Genomic DNA, 19,517 nt, shown 5'->3' with positions numbered 1-19,517 from the left:
CAAAAAGCATCAGGCCGGTTGACCCGTTTTGTCATAGCTGCGGGGCTTGCCTGACGCTTAAAGTGCCCACTGAATCGACTCTGCCAGAGCCATCAATGACTGACCTGATCAAACAAGAACATAACGATGGCGTGCTGACGCTGACCATCGACCGCCCCGACAAGCTCAACGCGTTGACCAACGGCATGTACACACGCCTGGCCGACCTGCTGTTTGCGGCTGACGAGGACGATGCAGTCCGAGTGATCATCCTCACCGGTGGCCCGAACTGCTTCACCGCCGGCAACGACCTGGTGGATTTTCTGGAGCAGCCGCCCACCCACCTGGACAGCCCGGCATTTCGCCTGATGCGCGCCGTGACCCACCTGCAGAAACCGCTGATTGCCGCAGTGTGCGGCGCCGCAGTGGGCATCGGCACCACCGTGCTGCTGCATTGCGATCAAGTGTTGGTGACCCGTAATGCCAAGCTGCGCGTGCCTTTCGTTAACCTCGGCTTGTGTCCGGAATTCGGCGCCAGCCTGCTGTTGCCGCGTCTGGTCGGTCAGGCCCGCGCCGCGCGCTTGCTGCTGTTGGGCGATAGCCTGGACGGCAGCCAAGCGGTGGCGTGGGGCTTGGCCAATGAAGCGTTCGACGACGGGTCGCAATGCCTGGCGGCGGCGACCCGCCTCGCCCATCGTCTACTGGCCATGCCCCAGGAATCCTTGCGCCTATCCCGACAATTGATGAAGCAGCCCGGCATGGCCGAACTGCAAGCCACCCTGCGCGAGGAGAACCTGTTGTTCATCCAGCGCCTGAACAGCGATGAAGCGAAAACGGCCTTGAACGCCCTGCTCAATCGCAGTACTGATAAGAATTCACCGAAAGGAAACCAGCCATGAACACCCCAGAAATCTACGTTGTCAGCGCCGCCCGTACCGCCATCGGCACCTTTGGCGGTTCCCTCAAGGACGTGCCGCCGGCCGACCTGGCGACCACGGCCGTGAAAGCCGCCCTGCAACGGGCCGGCGTTGACCCGGCGCTGGTAGGGCATCTGGTCATGGGCAACGTGATCCCGACTGAAACCCGCGACGCCTACATCTCGCGTGTCGCGGCGATGAACGCCGGCATCCCGAAAGAAACCCCGGCCTACAACGTCAACCGCCTGTGCGGCTCCGGCCTGCAAGCCATCATCAGCGCGGCGCAAACCCTGTTGCTCGGCGACGCGGACATCGCCATCGGTGCCGGTGCCGAATCCATGAGCCGTGGCCCGTACCTGCTGCCGTCCGCCCGTTGGGGCGCGCGCATGGGTAACGTTCAGGCCATCGACTACATGCTCGGCATCCTGCATGACCCGTTCCAGAACATTCACATGGGCATCACTGCCGAAAACGTCGCTGCGCGCAACGGCATCACCCGCGAAATGCAGGATGCGCTGGCCTTCGAAGACCAGAAGCGCGCCGCTCATGCGATTGCCAACGGCTACTTCAGCGAGCAAATCGCTACCGTGGAAATCCAGGATCGCAAGGGCACCAAACTGTTCAGCGTCGATGAACACCCGCGCGCCACGTCCCTGGAACAATTGGCCGGGATGAAGCCGGCGTTCAAGAAGGACGGCTCGGTCACCGCCGGCAACGCCTCCGGCCTGAACGACGGTGCCGCCGCGCTGGTCATGGCCACCGGAGCTGCGGTTCAGGTCAACAACCTGCGCCCCCTCGCCCGCCTGGTTAGCTACGCGCATGCGGGTGTCGAACCTGAACTGATGGGCCTGGGCCCGATCCCCGCTACGCGCCTGGCGCTCAAGCGTGCGGGCCTGACCGTCGCCGACATGGACGTAGTCGAAGCCAACATCGCCTTCGCGGCACAGGCCTGCGCCGTCAGCCAGGAACTCGATCTGGACCCGGCCAAAGTCAACCCGAACGGCTCGGGCATTGCTCTCGGTCACCCAGTCGGTGCAACCGGCGCAATCATCGCCACCAAAGCCATCCACGAACTGCATCGCACCAATGGTCGTTACGCACTGGTGACCATGTGCATTGGTGGTGGCCAAGGGATTGCGGCGATTTTCGAACGCACCTAATCCCCCACCTCCGTGCAGGAGCTGTGTAGGAGCTGCCGAGTGCAACGAGGCTGCGGTCTTTTGATCCTGTCGTTGAGATCAAGATCAAAAGATCGCAGCCTGCGGCAGCTCCTACGTTGGAAAGACACACCCGAACATTTGCGATGCCTGCTATCCCTGTAGGAGCTGCCGAGTGCAACGAGGCTGCGATCTTTTGATCCTGTCGTTGAGATCAAGATCAAAAGATCGCAGCCTGCGGCAGCTCCTACATTGGCAAGACACACCCGAACATTTGCGATGCCTGCAATCCCTGTAGGAGCTGCCGAGTGCAACGAGGCTGCGATCTTTTGATCCTGTCGTTGAGATCAAGATCAAAAGATCGCAGCCTTCGGCAGCTCCTACATTGGCAAGGCACACCCGAACATTTGCGATGCCTGCGATACCTGTAGGAGCTGCCGAGTGCAACGAGGCTGCGATCTTTTGATCCTGTCGTTGAGATCAAGATCAAAAGATCGCAGCCTGCGGCAGCTCCTACATTGGCAAGACACACCCGAACATTTGCGATGCCTGCGATCCCTGTAGGAGCTGCCGAGTGCAACGAGGCTGCGATGTTTTGATCCTGTCGTTGAGATCAAGATCAAAAGATCGCAGCCTGCGGCGGCTCCTACATTGGCAAGGTACACCCGAACATTTGCGATGCCTGCAATCCCTGTAGGAGCTGCCGAGTGCAACGAGGCTGCGGTCTTTTGATCCTGTCGTTGAGATCAAGATCAAAAGATCGCAGCCTGCGGCAGCTCCTACGTTGGAAAGACACACCCGAACATTTGCGATGCCTGCTATCCCTGTAGGAGCTGCCGAGTGCAACGAGGCTGCGATCTTTTGATCCTGTCGTTGAGATCAAGATCAAAAGATCGCAGCCTTCGGCAGCTCCTACATTGGCAAGGGACACCCGAACATTTGCGATGCCTGCTATCCCTGTAGGAGCTGCCGAGTGCAACGAGGCTGCGATCTTTTGATCCTGTCGTTGAGATCAAGATCAAAAGATCGCAGGCTGCGGCGGCTCCTACATGGTTTTTTGCACAGTCCCCCGACCCAACACAGCACCTGACGACCGGCATCAAAAACCAATTGCTACAAAATATGACATGCGTCATATTACGTACGTAATTAAACGCCGCTTTCGACAGGTAATCTCTCCATGACCAGCATGCCCACCGTTGAACCCGACCTTGCTGTGCCGGTGAACACTCCCAAGCGCCCCCTGATCAAACGCGTGCTGCTGCCGACGGTGGGCATCGCTGTGCTGGTGCTGGCCGGTGTGTACGCCGCGCATTGGTGGACAACCGGTCGTTTCATCGAAGAAACCGACGATGCCTATATCGGTGGCGACGTGACAGTGATCGGCCCTAAAGTGGCGGGTTACATCGATGAAGTGCTGGTGACCGACAACCAGAAGGTCAAGGCCGGTGACGTGCTGATCCGTCTCGACTCCCGCGATTACCGCGCCAACCTGGCCAAGGCCGAAGGCGCGGTAGCAGCGCAGGAAGCCTTGCTCGCCAACCTCGACGCCACCGAGCAACTGCAACAAGCCGTTATCGGCCAGGCCCGCGCCGGCATTGATGCCACCGGCGCCGAAACCGCCCGCTCCCGGGACGACGATGCACGCTACAAAAAACTGGTCACCACCAACGCCGTCTCGGTGGAAAGCGCCCAACGCGCCAACGCCACCTTCAAGACCGCCCAGGCCCAAAGCAATCGCGCCCAGGCTGAGCTGCTGGCTTCCCAACGTCAGTTGAACGTGATCGAAACCCAAAAACAGCAAGCTCGCGCCGCGTTGATCCAGGCCAAGGCCGAACGTGATCTGGCGCAATTAAACGTTGGCTACACCGAACTGCGGGCGCCGGTGGATGGCGTGATCGGCAATCGTCGGGCACGGCTCGGCGCTTATGCTCAGGCCGGTTCGCAACTGCTGTCGGTGGTGCCGAGCAGCGGTTTGTGGGTCGACGCCAACTTCAAGGAAGACCAACTGGCGCGCATGTTGCCCGGACAACGGGTAATCATTCACGCCGACGTGCTGTCCGGGCAGGAGTTCCACGGTCACCTGGACAGCCTCGCCCCCGCCAGCGGCGCGCAGTTCAGCGTGCTGCCGCCAGAAAACGCCACGGGCAACTTCACCAAGATCGTGCAACGGGTGCCGGTGCGCATCCACCTCGATCCGGCCGACGGCGTGCTCGGCCATCTGCGCCCAGGCCTTTCGGTCACCGCTGAAGTGGACACCGGCAAGGAGCCTGAAACGCCAGCCGTGGCCAGCGCACCATGAGCCGTTCAATCGCCGCCCCCGCGCAACCGTTCAACCCCACCAACATGGCGACGGCGACCAAGGTTTTCGCCTTCGCCAGCATGTGCATCGGCATGTTCATTGCGCTGCTGGATATTCAGATCGTCTCGGCGTCGTTGCGTGACATTGGCGGCGGGCTGTCGGCCGGCACCGACGAAACCGCATGGGTGCAAACCAGCTACCTGATCGCCGAAATCATCGTGATCCCGCTGTCCGGTTGGTTGTCGCGGGTGTTTTCAACGCGCTGGTTGTTCTGCGCCTCCGCCGTGGGCTTCACCCTCGCCAGCCTGCTCTGCGGCGCGGCGTGGAACATCCAGAGCATGATCGCCTTTCGTGCTCTGCAAGGGTTTCTTGGCGGTTCGATGATTCCGCTGGTGTTCACCACCGCGTTCTTTTTCTTCACCGGCAAGCAAAGGGTAATCGCCGCCGCGACCATCGGCGCAGTGGCGTCCTTGGCGCCGACCCTGGGCCCGGTGATCGGAGGCTTTATCACTGATATTTCCTCCTGGCACTGGCTGTTCTACATCAACCTCTTGCCGGGGATTTTCGTCGCGGTCGCGGTGCCGATGCTGGTGAAGATTGACCAGCCGGAACTCTCGCTGCTCAAAGGCGCCGACTATATAAGCATGGTGTTTCTGGCGCTGTTTCTCGGCTGCCTGGAATACACCCTGGAAGAAGGCCCGCGCTGGAACTGGTTCAGCGACCGCACAATTCTGACCACAGCGTGGATCAGTGGCCTGGCTGGTCTGGCATTCATTGGCCGGACCTTGCATGTGGCCAACCCGATCGTCGATCTGCGCGCCTTGAAAGACCGCAACTTCGCGCTCGGCTGTTTCTTTTCCTTCGTCACCGGCATCGGCCTGTTCGCCACCATTTACCTGACGCCGCTGTTTCTCGGCCGGGTGCGTGGCTACGGTGCGCTGGACATTGGTCTGGCGGTTTTCTCCACCGGGGTGTTCCAGATCATGGCGATTCCGCTGTACGCCTTTCTGGCCAACCGTGTCGATCTGCGCTGGATCATGATGACCGGCCTTGGCTTGTTCGCTTTATCGATGTGGGATTTCAGTCCCATCACCCATGACTGGGGGGCCAGGGAATTGATGTTGCCGCAAGCCCTGCGCGGGATTGCCCAGCAATTGGCGGTGCCGCCAGCGGTGACCCTGACTCTCGGCGGACTGGCGCCCGCACGGCTCAAACATGCTTCAGGGTTGTTCAATTTGATGAGAAATTTGGGGGGAGCCATCGGCATAGCCGCGTGCGCAACCATTCTCAATGACCGCACCAACCTGCATTTCACACGGTTGGCGGAGAACCTCAACAGCACCAACGAGGCGCTCAACCAGTGGTTGTCCCAGGTCGGAAACAACTTCGCCGCCCTGGGCCAGAGCGGCGATGTTGGTGTGACCGCCAGCCTGCATCAACTCTGGCTGTTGACCTATCGCGAAGCGCAGACACAAACCTACGGCGACGCGTTTCTGATGATCATGGTCTGCTTCATTATCGCCACGGCGATGGTGCCCTTGATGCGCAAGGTGCAACCACCCGCCGCGCCAAGTGCCGATGCGCATTGAGCCTCGACACTGTGCCTGAACGATCAGGCCTGAGGCATTTTGCGGAAACCAATCGCCAGGCGGTTCCAGGCGTTGATGGTGGTAATGGCGACGGTCAGGTCGACCATTTCCTTGGCGCTGAACTGAGCGACGGCCAGTTCGTAGTCTTCGTCTGCCGCATGAGTCTGGCTCACCAGGGTCACGGACTCGGTCCAGGCCAGGGCAGCGCGTTCACGGTCAGTGAAGAAAGGGGTTTCGCGCCAGGCCGACAGGGTGGCCAGACGACGCTCGTCTTCACCGCCCTTGCGGGCATCGGCGCTGTGCATGTCGAGGCAGAACGCGCAGCCGTTGATTTGCGAAGTGCGCAGCTTGACCAGTTCGATCAGGGTCTTTTCCAGCGGCAGTTTCGAAACGGCGGTTTCCAGGGCAATCATCGCCTTGAGGGCGTCAGGCGAGGCGGTGTAGAAATCGATGCGGGCTTTCATGGCGTGCTCCAGGGCAAGTGGGTGTGTAGATACGTTAGCCTCCCGGACCCATTGCACAAATAGCCAATATTTCAGAAGTTGAGGAGGCCACTGACCACTGTCCTTGAATAAAGTACTAAATGAGAATTGCCATCAATCGGTCATGGCCACTAGAATGCGATCAATTCTTAATTGCACTCAGGCCACGGATGCCCGAATTGAGTACCTGCCTGCCATGTCGTCCGCCGACCAGCCTTTGAATCAGCAAATCCATAACCTCTACAGCGAACACCACGGTTGGCTCCAGGGTTGGCTGCACCGCAAACTGGGTAACCGCTGTGATGCGGCGGACCTGGCCCACGATACGTTCCTGCGCCTGCTGACACGCCAGGTGGTCAAGCCTTTGGGCAGTGAACCGCGAGCGCTGCTGACGCACATTGCCAAAGGTCTGGTGATTGACCGCTGGCGGCGTCAGGACCTTGAGCGCGCCTACCTGGAGATCATCGCCGATCTGCCTGTGGCGGACGTACCGTCGCCGGAAACCCGCCTGCTGATCCTCGAAACCCTGGGGCGCATCGAAGCGTTGCTGCGCGAACTGCCCGCCGTTACCCGTGACACGTTTTTGCTGTCGCAGATTGAGGGCCTGACCTACGCCCAGATCGCCACCCGCCTGAATGTCTCGCTGATCACCGTCAAGCGACACATGCGCGCGGCATTCATTGCCTGCCTGAGTGTTGCCTGATGAATTCGTCGATGATCAACCCGCAAATTCTTGGCGAGGCCGCCGACTGGCTGGTCCAGTTACATTCCGGTGCGGCTACCCCGTCTGACCGCCAGGCCATTGAGCAATGGCGCCGCCGCAGTGCCGAGCATGCCCAGGCCTGGCAACGGGCCGAAGCCCTGCTCGGGGATTTTCGCAGTGTGCCGGCCAATCTCGCGATAAAAACCCTGCAACGGGCTTCGCGCAAAGACGGCTTGAGCCGCCGGCAAACAATCACCCGCCTGGGTTTGTTCCTGATGGCCGGTCCCTTGGGCATCGCCTCGCAGCATCTGCCTTGGCAGCAATGGACCGCCGATCAACGCACCGCCGTGGGTGAACAGAAAAACCTGAAATTGCCCGATGGCAGCCAGTTGCTGCTCAACACCGACAGTGCGGTAGATATCGCCTTCAACCTGCGCGAACGTCGTGTGATGTTGCTCAACGGCGAGGTACTGATCAGCACCGCCACCGATCCCGGCGCCCGCCCGTTTATCGTCGAAACGCCCCAAGGTATCGCCCGTGCACTGGGTACCCGGTTTTGTGTGCGAACCGAAGGTTCTCGCAGCCAGGTGTCGGTACTTGAAGGGCAAGTGGTGGTCACGCCGCAGGTGCTGCAGCAGAGCACGACCCTTAATGCCGGCGAGCGCCAAAGCTTCAAATTGAGCCGGTTCGATGTTGCGGAAAGCTTCGACGTCGCCGCCGTTTCCTGGGACAAGGGCATGTTGCTGGCCAACAATATGCGTCTGGACGCATTGCTCGGCGAGTTGAGTCGCTACCGGCCAGGTGTGCTGCGCTGTCATCCGGATGTCGCGGCGTTACGGGTGTCGGGGGCATTCTCCCTGCGCGACACCGACGCCAGCCTGCGTCTGCTCAGCGATACCCTGCCGCTGAACATCAGTCGTCTGACGCGTTATTGGTTATCGGTTGAACCGAGGGTCTGAGGCGCATTCCGATATTTGTCGCGCTATTGATACCGCTATCGCGAGCGGGGCTCGCTCCCACATTTGATCGCATGACCCTGTAGGAGCGAGCCTGCTCGCGATTCGCGTAGCGGCCATTCATACCCGATTACGCAACCACTGCAAAAAGCCTTTCTTCGGCACAATCACCGGCACGTCCTGAGTCAGCGTTTGTGCCTTGTGCAAACGGAAATCCAGTAAGGTCTTCATTGCATCGTTGATGTCGTGGCGGGCAGCCAGGCAGGGCTTGAGATAGGCCTTTTCGATCCGGTAAAGCGCACAGGGCGTTTTCGCTGCAAACGTGGCGGGTACTGAACTGTCCTCCAGAATGCCGGCCTCCCCGATCACTTCGCCCGGCCCCATCCGCCCGGACTCGAATGGCGTACCGTGGCGGCTCAGCGTCACCGTCACGACGCCGGACTCAATGATAAACAAGTGATCACTGACCTCCCCCGCTGCCAGGATTACCTCGCCTGTGCGAAAGGTTTTCAGGGCCATGTTCTGGCTGAAGGTTTCTTTCTCTTCCTGCCGCAAGGTGGAAAAAATCGGCGAACTGTCGAGCAACGCCCGTGGCCGCGACAGGTTGCCCGGCGGGTTGGGCTCCACGCTCGACAACAAATTGACCCCGGACGCCTGCAAATGCCGGTAAGCCAGATCGAACAGCTGATTGCGCACCTCGCGCTTTTCGCTCATCGAGGCGACAAACCCGCTGATTTCATATTCTGCGCCAGCAGGGCTGGAGTTTTTCAGCGCCACTTTGGGTGACGGCTTGTTCAACAGGATGCGGCATCCTTGCATCGCCCGTTCAAGGGCATCGATCACTGTATTCGGCCGGACATGGGGGCTGACCTGCAAACTGATCGAGACGCCGAACATATCGCTGGGCCGGCTGAAGTTGGTGATCTTGGCCTTGGCCGCCAACGAGTTGGGAATCACGATCATGCTGCCTTGGGAGGTTTGCAGCCGCGTGGCACGCCAATCGATGTCGATGACCCGGCCTTCGGTGCCGTCGATGGCGATCCAGTCATCCAGTTGATAGGGCTTGGTGGTGTTCAGGACGATCCCGGAGAACACATCGCTGAGCGTACTTTGCAAGGCCAGGCCGACGATGATCGCCAAGGCACCGGATGTCGCCAGAACCCCTTTGACCGGCAGATCGAGTACGTAGGCCAGGGCCGCGATGACCGCGACCAGGAAAATCACCGCGCCGAGCAAGTCCTGCAACAATCGCCCGGTATGCCCGACCCGCTGCATCATCACCGCGCCGATCAGCACCGTCAGCGTTCGCGCGCCGAACAGCCACCAACCGATCTGCAGCCCGGTAGCCGCCAGATGCAGCGGCACGTTGTCAGCCCAGGGTGCCGGCTCCAGCGGGTTCATGCCTTCGTTGAACAGCAAAAGGCTGAACAGCGAAAAGATCACCACCCGCAAGACCAGTTTCCAATTGTGGCCATCGGTACCGATCAAGCGCCACAACACCAGATCGATCAGGATCAGCAACATCGCGCAAATCAGCGGGTGTTCGGTAAGCAATGACAGCATCAAGCAGCTCCAGCGCAGGCCAATACGCAAATATCGTACAGTGTAGGAGCTGCCGCAGGCTGCGATCTTTTGATCTTGATTTTAGGGAGTTGAAAGCTGCCGAAGATCAGGATCAAAAGATCGCAGCCTGCGGCAGCTCCTACAGAGGGCGATGTGGGTCAGCGTTATTTGTTTAACCCTACATTTGACCGAAGCGTCCGGACTGGAAGTCGGCGAATGCCTGGTGAATCTCTTGCTCGGTGTTCATCACGAACGGGCCGTGACCGACAATCGGCTCGTCAATCGGCTCGCCGCTGAGCAACAGCACCACTGCGTCGCCGCTGGCTTGCAGGCTCAGTTGATCACCATTGCGTTCGAACAAGGCCAACTGTCCTTCGCGCGCCATTTCCAGGCCATTGATCTGAACCGTACCGCGCAGCACTACCAATGCGGTATTGCGTCCTTCGTGCAGGTCGAGGTTGAGCAACTTGCCGGCATTGAGGCGAATATCCCAGACATCGATCGGGGTGAAGGTGCGCGCCGGACCGCTGTGACCATCGAACTTACCGGCAATCAGGCGCAGGCTGCCGGTGTCGTTCTTCAGGGCAAGACTCGGGATATCACCGTCGAGAATGGTCTGGTAACCGGCGTCGGCCATTTTGTCTTTGGCTGGCAAGTTGACCCACAACTGCACCATTTCCAGGGTGCCGCCGCTTCTGGCGAAATCTGTGGAATGAAACTCTTCATGGAGAATGCCCGAAGCGGCGGTCATCCATTGCACGTCACCGGGGCCGATCTTGCCACCACTGCCGGTGGAGTCGCGATGTTCCACTTCGCCCTTGTAAACGATAGACACGGTTTCGAAACCACGGTGCGGATGCTGACCCACGCCACGTCGCTCGGTGGTCGGGGTAAATTCAGCCGGACCGGCGTGATCCAGCAACAGGAACGGGCTGATGTGTTTGCCCAGGTTGTCGTAGGAAAACAGGGTGCGAACCGGAAAACCGTCGCCGACCCAATGGGCGCGTGGACTGGTGTAGATACCGATGAGGTTTTTCATGGTGTCTCCTGGTGAGGTGATTGAAGCCATGAATAGAGCTTAAAACTGATACCAATTGGGTACTAGACCGCAAAAATCAGCTTAATCGTTCTATTTGTAGAACGATGATGAAAGAAGAAGTCAAAAGATCGCAGCCTCGTTGCACTCGACAGCTCCTACAGGGTACGCATTCCCCTGTAGGAGCTGTCGAGTGCAACGAGGCTGCGATCCTTTTTATCTTTGATTTCCGGTAAACATTGCTTTGCTGCTCCAGAGGTTTTTCCCACGGATACAGACGCGGATACTCGCGTCCATTCCCACTGCAACCTCTGGAGTCATACATGTCTATCCCTGCATTCGGTCTGGGTACTTTTCGCTTGCAAGGCCAGGTGGTCATCGACTCGGTGAGCACTGGCCTGGAACTGGGCTACCGCGTCATCGATACCGCGCAAATCTACGAAAACGAAGCCGAGGTCGGCGAGGCGATTGCCGCCAGCGGCATCGCCCGAGAAGAGCTGTTTATCACCAGCAAGATCTGGGTTGCCAACTTCGCCAAGGATCGGTTGATCGACAGCCTCAGGGAAAGCCTGCAAAAACTGCAGACCGACTACCTCGACCTGACGTTGATTCACTGGCCATCGCCGGAAGACCAGGTGCCCGTCGAGGCGTTCATGGGCGCCCTGCTCGAAGCCAGGCGCCTGGGCCTGACTCGGCAGATCGGCGTGTCCAACTTCACCATCGATTTGATGAAACAAGCCATCGCCGCCGTCGGTGCCGAGAACATCGCCACCAACCAGATTGAACTGCACCCGTACCTGCAAAACCGCAAAGTTGTCGAATTCGCCCAGAGCCAGGGCATCCAGATCACCTCGTACATGACGTTGGCCTACGGCGAAGTACTCAAGGACCCGGTCATCCAACAGATCGCCGACCGCCTGCAAGCGACGCCGGCACAAGTCACCCTCGCCTGGGCCATGCAGCTGGGTTACGCCGTGATTCCTTCTTCCACCAAGCGCGCCAACCTCGCCAGCAACCTCGAAGCCGGTGCCCTGAAGTTGAGCGAGTCTGACATGGCCTTGATCGCCGGGCTGGATCGCGGCCAGCGCTTGACCAGCCCCAAAGGCATTGCGCCAAACTGGGACTAAGCGCCAACCCGGCTCAAATGATGGTCCAGGCGCCCCATGGCGTGTTGCAACTGATCGACGGCCGCGTCGATCAGTGCGGCATCCCCCTCGCCGCATGCACGCTCCAGCTGCTCGCAACACTCGACCAGATTTAGCGCCCGGACCATCAGCGCGCCGCCCTTGATGCGGTGCGCCAGTTCCTGCACGCCATGACGATTGCCGCTGGCATGTTCCTGCATCAGGCGTTGGCGATCCTCGCGATTGCTCACGGACAGATCGTGCAATAGCTGGGTAATCAGCTCGCGGTCCGAACCTACGTAGCGCTCCAGCCCACTCAAATCAATTTCCGCAGGTGACGGTTCTTCGATCGCTACGGCCGGCTCGCCCAAAAACTGAGTCGCCAGCCAGGCGCTGAGATCCACCAGGCGAATCGGTTTGAACAGGCAATCGTCCATGCCCGCCTCGATACAGCGAATTTTTTCCTCAGGCTGCGCATTGGCGGTGAACCCCAGAATCACTGTCGGCGGCATACCTTTGAATCGCTCTTCATCGCGGATCGCCCCCGCCAACTCGTAACCGCTGACCAGCGGCATGTTGCAGTCGGTGATAACCAGATCGAATTCGTGGTCACGCCACAGTTCGAAGCCTTGCCGCCCATCCTCCGCCGTCAATACCTGATGCCTGAGATAACTCAGCTGCCGCGAGAGCAACAAGCGATTGGCCGGGTAATCGTCGACCACCAGAATCGTCAGGGCTCGGATCGGCTGCGGTAATTCGTGGTCCGGTACTTCATTGGCAGACAGCGGTTGCAGCGCGATCAGTTCAAGGCTGATGTCGACCTGCGTGCCATGCCCCAACGCACTGTCGAGCTGCAACTGACCGCCCATCATTTCGCACAAGGTGCGGCTGATCACCAGCCCCAGCCCGGAACCTTGTCGGCTTGACTGCTCGCTATTCCCGGCCTGCACGAACGGGCTGAACAAGCGCTGCTGGTCGAAGGCGCTGATACCGATGCCGCTGTCCGCAATGCGCACGCTGATCGCCAGGCGTTCCGCCGACGCTGGCGCTACCCGTAGCGTCAAGTTGACCTCGCCTTCACGGGTGAACTTGATCGCATTGCTCAACACATTGGACAGCACTTGCTTGAAGCGCGTGGGATCAATCATTACGTCGCAGTTGCTGTGATCATCAAGCTCAACCCGCCATTGCAGGTTCTTCTGCCGTGCCAGCCCTTCGAATACCCGGCACACCGACGCCACCAACGCCTGCAAATTGCAGCGTTCCGGCGTCAGCGACAAATGCCCGGACTCGATACGGGCGATGTCCAGAATATCGCCAATCAACCCCAGTAATTGTTGCCCGGCATTCGACGCCACTTCGATGGCGGCGCGGTCGGTGATGCCTTCGTCCGCGCGTTTCAGCGCCAGTTCGAGCATGCCGAGCAAGGCATTCATGGGTGTGCGAATTTCATGGCTCATGGTCGCCAGGAATGTGGTCTTGGCCCGATTGGCATCGTCGGCGGCGTCCTTGGCCTGCTGCAATTGCCCCAGCAACTGTTGGCGCTGTCGGATTTGTCGGCGCTGCCAGACGATCCCGGCGAACGCGATCATGAGCAAGACGCCAGCAGCAGCGAAGGCCTGGAAAATACTCTGCCGATGTCGCAGCCAATAGCTCTGTTCCACCATCAAGTCATTGCGCCAGGGCAGTGTCAGCTCGTCGATTTCTTCAGGGGTGATACTCAGCAACGCCTTGTCCAGGATCGAATGCAGCTCGGTCGCCTCGCGACTGGTGGCCAAGGTGCTGCGGGCGGGATCGGTGCCCACCGTACTGGTCACTTGCAGGCGATCACGGTATTGCCGGGAAATCAGGTAACGGGCGCTGATCAATGAATTGATGGCACCCTCGGCTTTGCCTTGCGCGACCATTGCCATGGCGTCTGCCGACAGTGGCGCATCCGCACAGCGGATCAGCGGGAAGTGTTGCCGAATGAACTCACCGGCAATATTGCCTTGGGTCAGCGCCAGGGTTTTTCCGGCCATTTCATCCAGCGTCCGGGGGCTGTCAGGTGCTAGCCGGGTCACCAGCACAGAAGGACTGGTCAGGAATGGCCGGGTAAACAGCAACGCTTCTTCACGTCGGGAACTGAGGCCGATCCCGGCCAGCACGTCGACCTGGCCGCTCTGGATGCCCTGCAACATCTCGGTCACTGACCGCATGGCCTGGATGTCGAACTGTAAACCGGTACGCAGGCTGATTTTTGCCAGCACATCAACACCGATACCGCGAAACCGGCCCTCACTGTCGATGAAGGTAATCGGCGGGATGTTCTCGTTGATCGCCACCCGCACGCGAGGGTGTTGCTCGAGCCAGCGCTGCTCGGCCACGCTCAGTTGCAAGGACTGAGTGCCCGGCATCGATACCCCGTTGGCCCCCCAGCGCCGCAGAATGTTCATCTGCTCATTGGGGGCAATCGCCGATAACGCCTGGTTGACGATGCGCAGCAACCGCGGGTTGTCGCGAGTCAGCGCGAAGGCAAAGCGGCCGGACTCCATGCGCGAGAAATCAGCCAGCTGAACGTTGTTGAGGTAGTTTTTGCTGATCAGGTAATGGGCGCTGATCGCATCACCCAGATAGACATCCGCCTGACGGAAAGCCACGGCCCCCACCGCCGCCAGCGCCGAGGGAAAAAGCTGAACATCCGCTTCGGGGTAAAACTGCTGCACGTTTTGCTCGGGCAAATAGTGATAGAGCATGGCCAGACGCTCGCCGCCCAGCGTCGGGTCCGATACCTGAGGCGTATCGGTGCGGGTCACCAGTACCGGTTGATCGACGGCATAGGCGCTGGACATTTGTAACTGCGGGTCTTGCGCTTCAAAACTGTTGGCCGTACCCAGCAGGTCTGCAGCTCCATGCTTGAGCGCTTGCACCGCGTCTGCCCGCGAGTCGTAACGTTGAATCTCAATCTCCACCTGCAACAACTGTTTGAGCAGGCCGGCGTAGTCTGCGGTAATCCCCTCCCACGCAAGACCCGTGGTCGTGATGTCGAAAGGCGGATAGTCCGGGGCCGAGACAGCCAGCACCAAACGGCCCTTTTGCTGCAGCCAGCGCGTGTCGGCTTGCGACAGTCTGGCGCTGTAACCCTCCACGCTGGAACGCCCCAGCAACTCCAGTGTTTGCACCTGCGCGCAAACATTTGTTGCCCACAGGCAAAGGCCCAGCAGAAAAAGGTTTCTCAGTTGGCGCAGGCGTCGGAAGGATTTCATTCAGATCAAATGATTGCGCCGGGCAAGATCGCGCAGATGCACCGACGACTCCACGTTGAGTTTTTCCGTCAAACGGGTTTTGTAGGTGCTGACGGTCTTGTGGCTCAGGTGCATGATTTCGGCAATGGCTTTGTTGCTGATGCCTCGGGCCAGATGCTGGAAGATTGACAGTTCGCGATCCGAGAGTTTATCGATCATCTGTTTTTCGCTGCGTTGCAGCGTACTCATCGATACAGAACTCGTGGGAAGCCGTGTGAAATAGGTGTATCCACCCAACGCGGCATGTATTGCCTTGTGCAAATGTTGCAGGTCGTTGGTCTTGGCAACGTAGGCCGAGGCACCGGCCCGCATGCATCGATCCTGATAAAACATCGGTTCCTGAGAGGTGAAGACCACGACCCGGCACGGCACCTCGCCAGCCTTGATCCGTGCGAGCACATCCAGCCCGTCGAGCGATGGTATGTTCAGGTCCAGTATCACCAGTTCAGGTTTGTATTCGCGGATCATCGGCAACACTTCATTACCGCTCGCCGCTTCGTGGATGCGCTTGTACCCCTCCAGCTTGAGTAAAATTTTGACTGCGCCGCGAATCACCGGGTGATCGTCCACGATCAGCGCACACTTCATGGCAACTCCCTGTGTAAAAAACACGACGATTGAGCACTGACTGCCCATGGGCAAGGCCCGAATTAGACGCAGTAGCTGCGCGTAGACTGTTGCATGGAAAGCCTTGGTGAACTACCTGACAGAAATGACAGTGCCGACAAACGGTCGTTGTCGATCAATGATCGCCATCAGCCGCTGAATCGACAGCAAATCAGGCAGCGAAGCGTGACTCACCTGAACTTTCTGTTGCTCGCAAGGCGGGATGGGCGGCAGTTGCGCCTGCTGACCGTCGTAGATCAACACGCGATCCAACTGCCGGTTATCGAGGCAGAAGTCCAGCAAATCCAGCTTCCCGCCCGGCAATGCAGCATTGATGACCAGCAGGTCGAATGGCTGGCAACCATATTCAACCAGGCTCAGCAGTTCTTCGAGGTCTTGCACCGGTGCCACCCGGTAGTAACCGAGCTGGTTGAACCAGCGCTCAACTCTCAACCGGTTAAAGTGCTGTTCGTCGGCGATCAGAATGCGTAAGGACTTGTTCGACAACGTGGCCCCCGGAAGCGAGTCAGAATAGTGAGGACGCAAGGCTACGGAAGACCCATTGAGCTTTCTGTAGGACTTTTCCTAAATCCCGCGCCCTCGTCCCGGTACTCCTGTAGGAGCTGCCGCAGGCTGCGATCTTTTGACTTGGCTTTTGAAAAGAAAGATCAAAAGATCGCAGCCTGCGCCAGCTCCTACCGTTGGCAGCTATTGCCATCCGAATCGCCGGATGTAGTAGCCCTTCACCGCCTGAGTCAGGCCCATATAGGCCAACAGAATCACCGGCAGGAACACAAAGTACAGCGATGGCAGCGCCTGCAATTTGAAGTAGTGCGCCAACGGCCCCATCGGCAGGAAAATCCCGACGGCCATGATGATCCCGGTCATGACCATCAACGGCATTGCCGCGCGGCTCTGCAGGAACGGCACTTTCGGCGTGCGAATCATGTGCACAATCAGCGTCTGGGTCAGCAAGCCGACCACGAACCAGCCCGACTGGAACAGGGTTTGATGGTCCGGCGTGTTGGCGTCGAACACGTACCACATCAACGCAAACGTGGTGATGTCGAAAATCGAGCTGATCGGCCCGAAAAACAACATGAACCGCCCGACATCCGCCGGCTGCCAGCGCTGTGGCTTGGCGAGCATTTCGGCATCGACGTTATCGAACGGAATGGCGATCTGCGAAATGTCGTAGAGCAGGTTCTGCACCAGCAGGTGCATCGGCAGCATCGGCAGGAAAGGGATGAACGCACTGGCCACCAGCACCGAGAACACATTGCCGAAGTTCGAGCTGGCGGTCATCTTGATGTACTTGAGCATGTTGGCGAAGGTCCGCCGCCCTTCCAGCACGCCCTCCTCCAGCACCATCAGGCTTTTTTCGAGGAGGATGATGTCGGCCGCTTCCTTGGCGATGTCCACGGCGCTGTCCATGGAAATGCCGATGTCCGCGGTACGCAGGGCCGGCGCGTCGTTGATGCCGTCGCCCATGAAACCGACCACATGACCGTTACCTTTGAGCAGGCGGACGATGCGTTCCTTGTGCGATGGCGTCAGTTTGGCGAACACGTTGGTGGTCTCCACTGCCACCGCCAGTTCGGCGTCGCTCATGCGTTCGATGTCGTTGCCCATCAACAGGCCTTGTTGCTCCAGGCCGACTTCGCGGCAGATCTTGGCCGTGACCAGTTCGTTATCACCGGTCAGCACTTTCACCGCCACGCCATGGGCGGCCAAGGCCTTGAGCGCCGGTGCGGTGCTTTCTTTGGGTGGGTCGAGAAACGCGACATAGCCAATCAGCGTCAATTCCTGTTCATCTGCCAGGCTGTAATTGTCACGCCCTTCAATCATTGGCCGTGCAGCGACGGCGACCACCCGCAGCCCTTCGGCGTTGAAGGTCGCCGTGACCTGACGAATCCGCGCCAGCAGTGCTTCGCTCAATGCTTCATCAAACTCGCCGTGACGCACTCGGGTGCAGACCGCCAGCACTTCTTCCACCGCGCCTTTACAGATCAGCAGATGCGGTTGCTCACGCTCGGCCACCACCACTGACATGCGCCGGCGATTGAAGTCGAACGGGATCTCGTCGACCTTGCGAAACGCCGTGCCGACCTTCAGTTCACGGTGGATTTCCACGTGTTCGAGCACGGCCACATCCAGCAGGTTTTTCAGGCCGGTCTGGTAGTAGCTGTTGAGGTAGGCCATTTCCAGCACGTCATCGGAGTCGTTGCCCCAGACATCGACATTGCGCGCCAGAAAGATCTTGTCCTGGGTCAGGGTGCCGGTCTTGTCGGTGCACAGCACGTCCATGGCGCCGAAGTTCTGGATCGCGTCGAGACGTTTGACGATGACTTTTTTGCGCGACAGAAACACCGCGCCCTTGGCCAGGGTCGAGGTGACGATCATCGGCAGCATTTCCGGGGTAAGGCCCACGGCAATCGACAGTGCAAACAGCAGCGCCTGGGTCCAGTCGCCCTTGGTGAAACCGTTGATGAACAGCACCAGCGGTGCCATGACGAACATAAAGCGGATCAGCAGCCAGCTGACTTTGTTGACCCCGGTCTGGAACGATGTCGGTGCACGGTCGGTGGCACCGACCCGCTGCGCCAGCGCGCCGAAATAAGTGCTGTTGCCGGTGGTGAGGATCACCGCCATGGCCGTGCCGGACACCACGTTGGTGCCCATGAACAGGATGTTGTCGAGGTCCAGCGGATTGCAGGTGTCGCTGTCCTGCTGACGCGGAAATTTCTCCACCGGCATCGATTCGCCGGTCATGGCCGCCTGGCTGACGAACAGATCCTTGGCGCTGAGCACCCGGCAATCGGCGGGAATCATGTCGCCCGCCGAGAGCACGATCAGGTCACCGGGCACCAGTTGCTTGATCGGCAATTCAGTGCGAGCAGCGTCCCGCCGCAACACCGTGGCCGTGTTGCTCACCATCGCCTTGAGCGCATCGGCAGCCTGGTTCGATTTGGTTTCCTGCCAGAAGCGCAGCAAGGTCGAGAGCACCACCATCGAGAAAATAACGATGGCGGCTTTCATGTCCTCGGTCAGCCAGGAGATCACCGCGAGCAAGGTCAGCAGCAGGTTGAACGGGTTTTTGTAGCAGTGCCACAGGTGAATCCACCATGGCAGCGGCTGTTCGTGCTCGACTTCGTTGAGGCCGAATTGCTCGCGCCGTGCCTCGGCTTCGAGTTCGCTCAAGCCGTCGGTGTGGCTGCCAAGGGTGTCCAGCAACTGGCCGGTGTCACTGGTGGCGGCGCTGACCAGGGTTTGCGCCAGAGTGGGCGGCACCTCACGGCTGACCGTGGTGTCGGTGAAGTTTTCCAGCAGCGCCAGACGACGGAAGTGCCGGGCAATGTGGCGGGTGCGCAGGAATCCGGCGAAGAATTCTTTGAGCAGGGTCAGGTTCATGGCAGTTCCCCCAGGGTCGGCCAGGAAACCGTCGAGCAGGCGTGTCGGTGCGCCGCGATGACGACACACAGTCGAACATCACGCACGGTTCAGCGTCGATGAGAGGGACGTCGGGACACAGACCAGAAACTGGCCGTGATCGGGATGCCGCTGCTCGCTTTTACGGCGAGACAACGGCACAAAAAAGGCTGCGCGTTATCTGGCCGAGGATGTGCCGGTTATCGCAACCGGCCGACTACTGTCACTCGAACAAGTACCCACTGTGGGTCTCCGCTATGGATGAAAACGCGCGAAGCTTACGCCGCGATATTTGCAGAGTAAACCAGGCATTGGCGTGTGGTGGGGGAATTGCGGGGTTCTTCAGGAAGGGTTCAGCTTGACCATAAAAAGCAAAAGATCGCAGCCTGT

14 protein-coding genes are annotated in these 19,517 nt (G+C 59.4%); 7 read left to right on the top strand and 7 right to left on the bottom strand.

The genetic code is table 11. The features are described from left to right. Window positions 1–95: 95 nt before the first annotated feature. The 4 genes from KUF73_RS23680 to KUF73_RS23665 all read left to right on the top strand — a co-directional run bounded on the left by KUF73_RS23680 (window position 96) and on the right by KUF73_RS23665 (window position 5,944). Window positions 96–878 (top strand): enoyl-CoA hydratase-related protein, encoded by a 783-nt coding sequence (locus KUF73_RS23680; protein WP_218440429.1) that lies wholly within the window; start codon window positions 96–98, stop codon window positions 876–878. Then, a complete protein-coding gene (locus tag KUF73_RS23675) occupies window positions 875–2,056 on the top strand; it encodes an acetyl-CoA C-acyltransferase family protein (protein WP_218440428.1) in 1,182 nt (393 codons plus the stop codon). The genes KUF73_RS23680 and KUF73_RS23675 overlap by 4 nt, the downstream gene beginning before the upstream one ends. Window positions 2,057–3,233: 1,177 nt before the next feature. Then, on the top strand, window positions 3,234–4,355 hold the full coding sequence (locus KUF73_RS23670) for an HlyD family secretion protein (RefSeq protein WP_218440427.1): 1,122 nt from the start codon (window positions 3,234–3,236) through the stop codon (window positions 4,353–4,355). After that, complete coding sequence (locus KUF73_RS23665) at window positions 4,352–5,944, top strand: DHA2 family efflux MFS transporter permease subunit (protein WP_218440426.1); 1,593 nt, start codon at window positions 4,352–4,354, stop codon at window positions 5,942–5,944. The genes KUF73_RS23670 and KUF73_RS23665 overlap by 4 nt, the downstream gene beginning before the upstream one ends. Before the next feature lie 23 nt (window positions 5,945–5,967). On the opposite strand, the gene KUF73_RS23660 is transcribed toward KUF73_RS23665, so the two are convergent. Continuing rightward, complete coding sequence (locus KUF73_RS23660; protein WP_218440425.1) at window positions 5,968–6,408, bottom strand: carboxymuconolactone decarboxylase family protein; 441 nt, start codon at window positions 6,406–6,408, stop codon at window positions 5,968–5,970. A 214-nt stretch (window positions 6,409–6,622) separates the two neighbouring features. On the opposite strand from KUF73_RS23660, the gene KUF73_RS23655 reads away from it, so the two are divergent. Beyond that, window positions 6,623–7,129 (top strand): sigma-70 family RNA polymerase sigma factor, encoded by a 507-nt coding sequence (locus KUF73_RS23655; RefSeq protein WP_218440424.1) that lies wholly within the window; start codon window positions 6,623–6,625, stop codon window positions 7,127–7,129. Next, a complete protein-coding gene (locus KUF73_RS23650; protein WP_218440423.1) occupies window positions 7,129–8,088 on the top strand; it encodes a FecR domain-containing protein in 960 nt (319 codons plus the stop codon). Before KUF73_RS23655 ends, KUF73_RS23650 begins: the two co-directional genes overlap by 1 nt. 117 nt (window positions 8,089–8,205) lie before the next feature. Here the strand turns inward: KUF73_RS23650 and KUF73_RS23645 are convergent, their stop codons facing one another. Beyond that, a complete protein-coding gene (locus KUF73_RS23645; protein ID WP_218440422.1) occupies window positions 8,206–9,648 on the bottom strand; it encodes a mechanosensitive ion channel domain-containing protein in 1,443 nt (480 codons plus the stop codon). Window positions 9,649–9,826: 178 nt separating this feature from the next. Beyond that, window positions 9,827–10,687 carry a pirin family protein gene (locus KUF73_RS23640; protein WP_218440421.1) on the bottom strand — a complete coding sequence of 287 codons (861 nt, stop codon included), beginning with the start codon at window positions 10,685–10,687 and terminating at the stop codon, window positions 9,827–9,829. Window positions 10,688–11,007: 320 nt separating this feature from the next. Between KUF73_RS23640 and dkgB the strand changes: the two genes are divergently transcribed. Then, entirely contained in the window at window positions 11,008–11,811 is an 804-nt protein-coding gene (gene dkgB, locus KUF73_RS23635) for a 2,5-didehydrogluconate reductase DkgB (protein WP_218440420.1), read from the top strand. Here dkgB and KUF73_RS23630 read toward each other — a convergent pair. From KUF73_RS23630 to mgtA, 4 genes are all read right to left on the bottom strand, one after another. Further along, entirely contained in the window at window positions 11,808–15,053 is a 3,246-nt protein-coding gene (locus KUF73_RS23630; protein WP_218440419.1) for a transporter substrate-binding domain-containing protein, read from the bottom strand. The two genes, dkgB and KUF73_RS23630, sit on opposite strands and share 4 nt — an antisense overlap. Next, window positions 15,054–15,680 (bottom strand): response regulator transcription factor, encoded by a 627-nt coding sequence (locus KUF73_RS23625; protein WP_218440418.1) that lies wholly within the window; start codon window positions 15,678–15,680, stop codon window positions 15,054–15,056. A gap of 111 nt (window positions 15,681–15,791) precedes the next feature. Beyond that, complete coding sequence (locus KUF73_RS23620) at window positions 15,792–16,205, bottom strand: response regulator (protein WP_218440417.1); 414 nt, start codon at window positions 16,203–16,205, stop codon at window positions 15,792–15,794. Between the two features lie 201 nt (window positions 16,206–16,406). Further along, window positions 16,407–19,109: a magnesium-translocating P-type ATPase gene (gene mgtA / locus KUF73_RS23615; RefSeq protein WP_218440524.1), complete on the bottom strand. Its 2,703-nt coding sequence runs from the start codon at window positions 19,107–19,109 to the stop codon at window positions 16,407–16,409. Window positions 19,110–19,517 lie beyond the last annotated feature (408 nt).

Source organism: Pseudomonas sp. PD9R, assembly GCF_019200975.1.
GTDB lineage: Bacteria > Pseudomonadota > Gammaproteobacteria > Pseudomonadales > Pseudomonadaceae > Aquipseudomonas.
This window is presented reverse-complemented; position numbering and strand designations above follow the sequence as displayed.

Bases quoted from the DNA above. Each gene is read 5' to 3' on its own strand.
- KUF73_RS23680 (WP_218440429.1), top strand. From the start codon at position 96: ATGACTGACCTGATCAAACAAGAACATAACGATGGCGTGCTGACGCTG.
- KUF73_RS23675 (WP_218440428.1), top strand. From the start codon at position 875: ATGAACACCCCAGAAATCTACGTTGTCAGCGCCGCCCGTACCGCCATC.
- KUF73_RS23670 (WP_218440427.1), top strand. From the start codon at position 3,234: ATGACCAGCATGCCCACCGTTGAACCCGACCTTGCTGTGCCGGTGAAC.
- KUF73_RS23665 (WP_218440426.1), top strand. From the start codon at position 4,352: ATGAGCCGTTCAATCGCCGCCCCCGCGCAACCGTTCAACCCCACCAAC.
- KUF73_RS23660 (WP_218440425.1), bottom strand. From the start codon at position 6,408: ATGAAAGCCCGCATCGATTTCTACACCGCCTCGCCTGACGCCCTCAAG.
- KUF73_RS23655 (WP_218440424.1), top strand. From the start codon at position 6,623: ATGTCGTCCGCCGACCAGCCTTTGAATCAGCAAATCCATAACCTCTAC.
- KUF73_RS23650 (WP_218440423.1), top strand. From the start codon at position 7,129: ATGAATTCGTCGATGATCAACCCGCAAATTCTTGGCGAGGCCGCCGAC.
- KUF73_RS23645 (WP_218440422.1), bottom strand. From the start codon at position 9,648: ATGCTGTCATTGCTTACCGAACACCCGCTGATTTGCGCGATGTTGCTG.
- KUF73_RS23640 (WP_218440421.1), bottom strand. From the start codon at position 10,687: ATGAAAAACCTCATCGGTATCTACACCAGTCCACGCGCCCATTGGGTC.
- dkgB (WP_218440420.1), top strand. From the start codon at position 11,008: ATGTCTATCCCTGCATTCGGTCTGGGTACTTTTCGCTTGCAAGGCCAG.
- KUF73_RS23630 (WP_218440419.1), bottom strand. From the start codon at position 15,053: ATGAAATCCTTCCGACGCCTGCGCCAACTGAGAAACCTTTTTCTGCTG.
- KUF73_RS23625 (WP_218440418.1), bottom strand. From the start codon at position 15,680: ATGAAGTGTGCGCTGATCGTGGACGATCACCCGGTGATTCGCGGCGCA.
- mgtA (WP_218440524.1), bottom strand. From the start codon at position 19,109: ATGAACCTGACCCTGCTCAAAGAATTCTTCGCCGGATTCCTGCGCACC.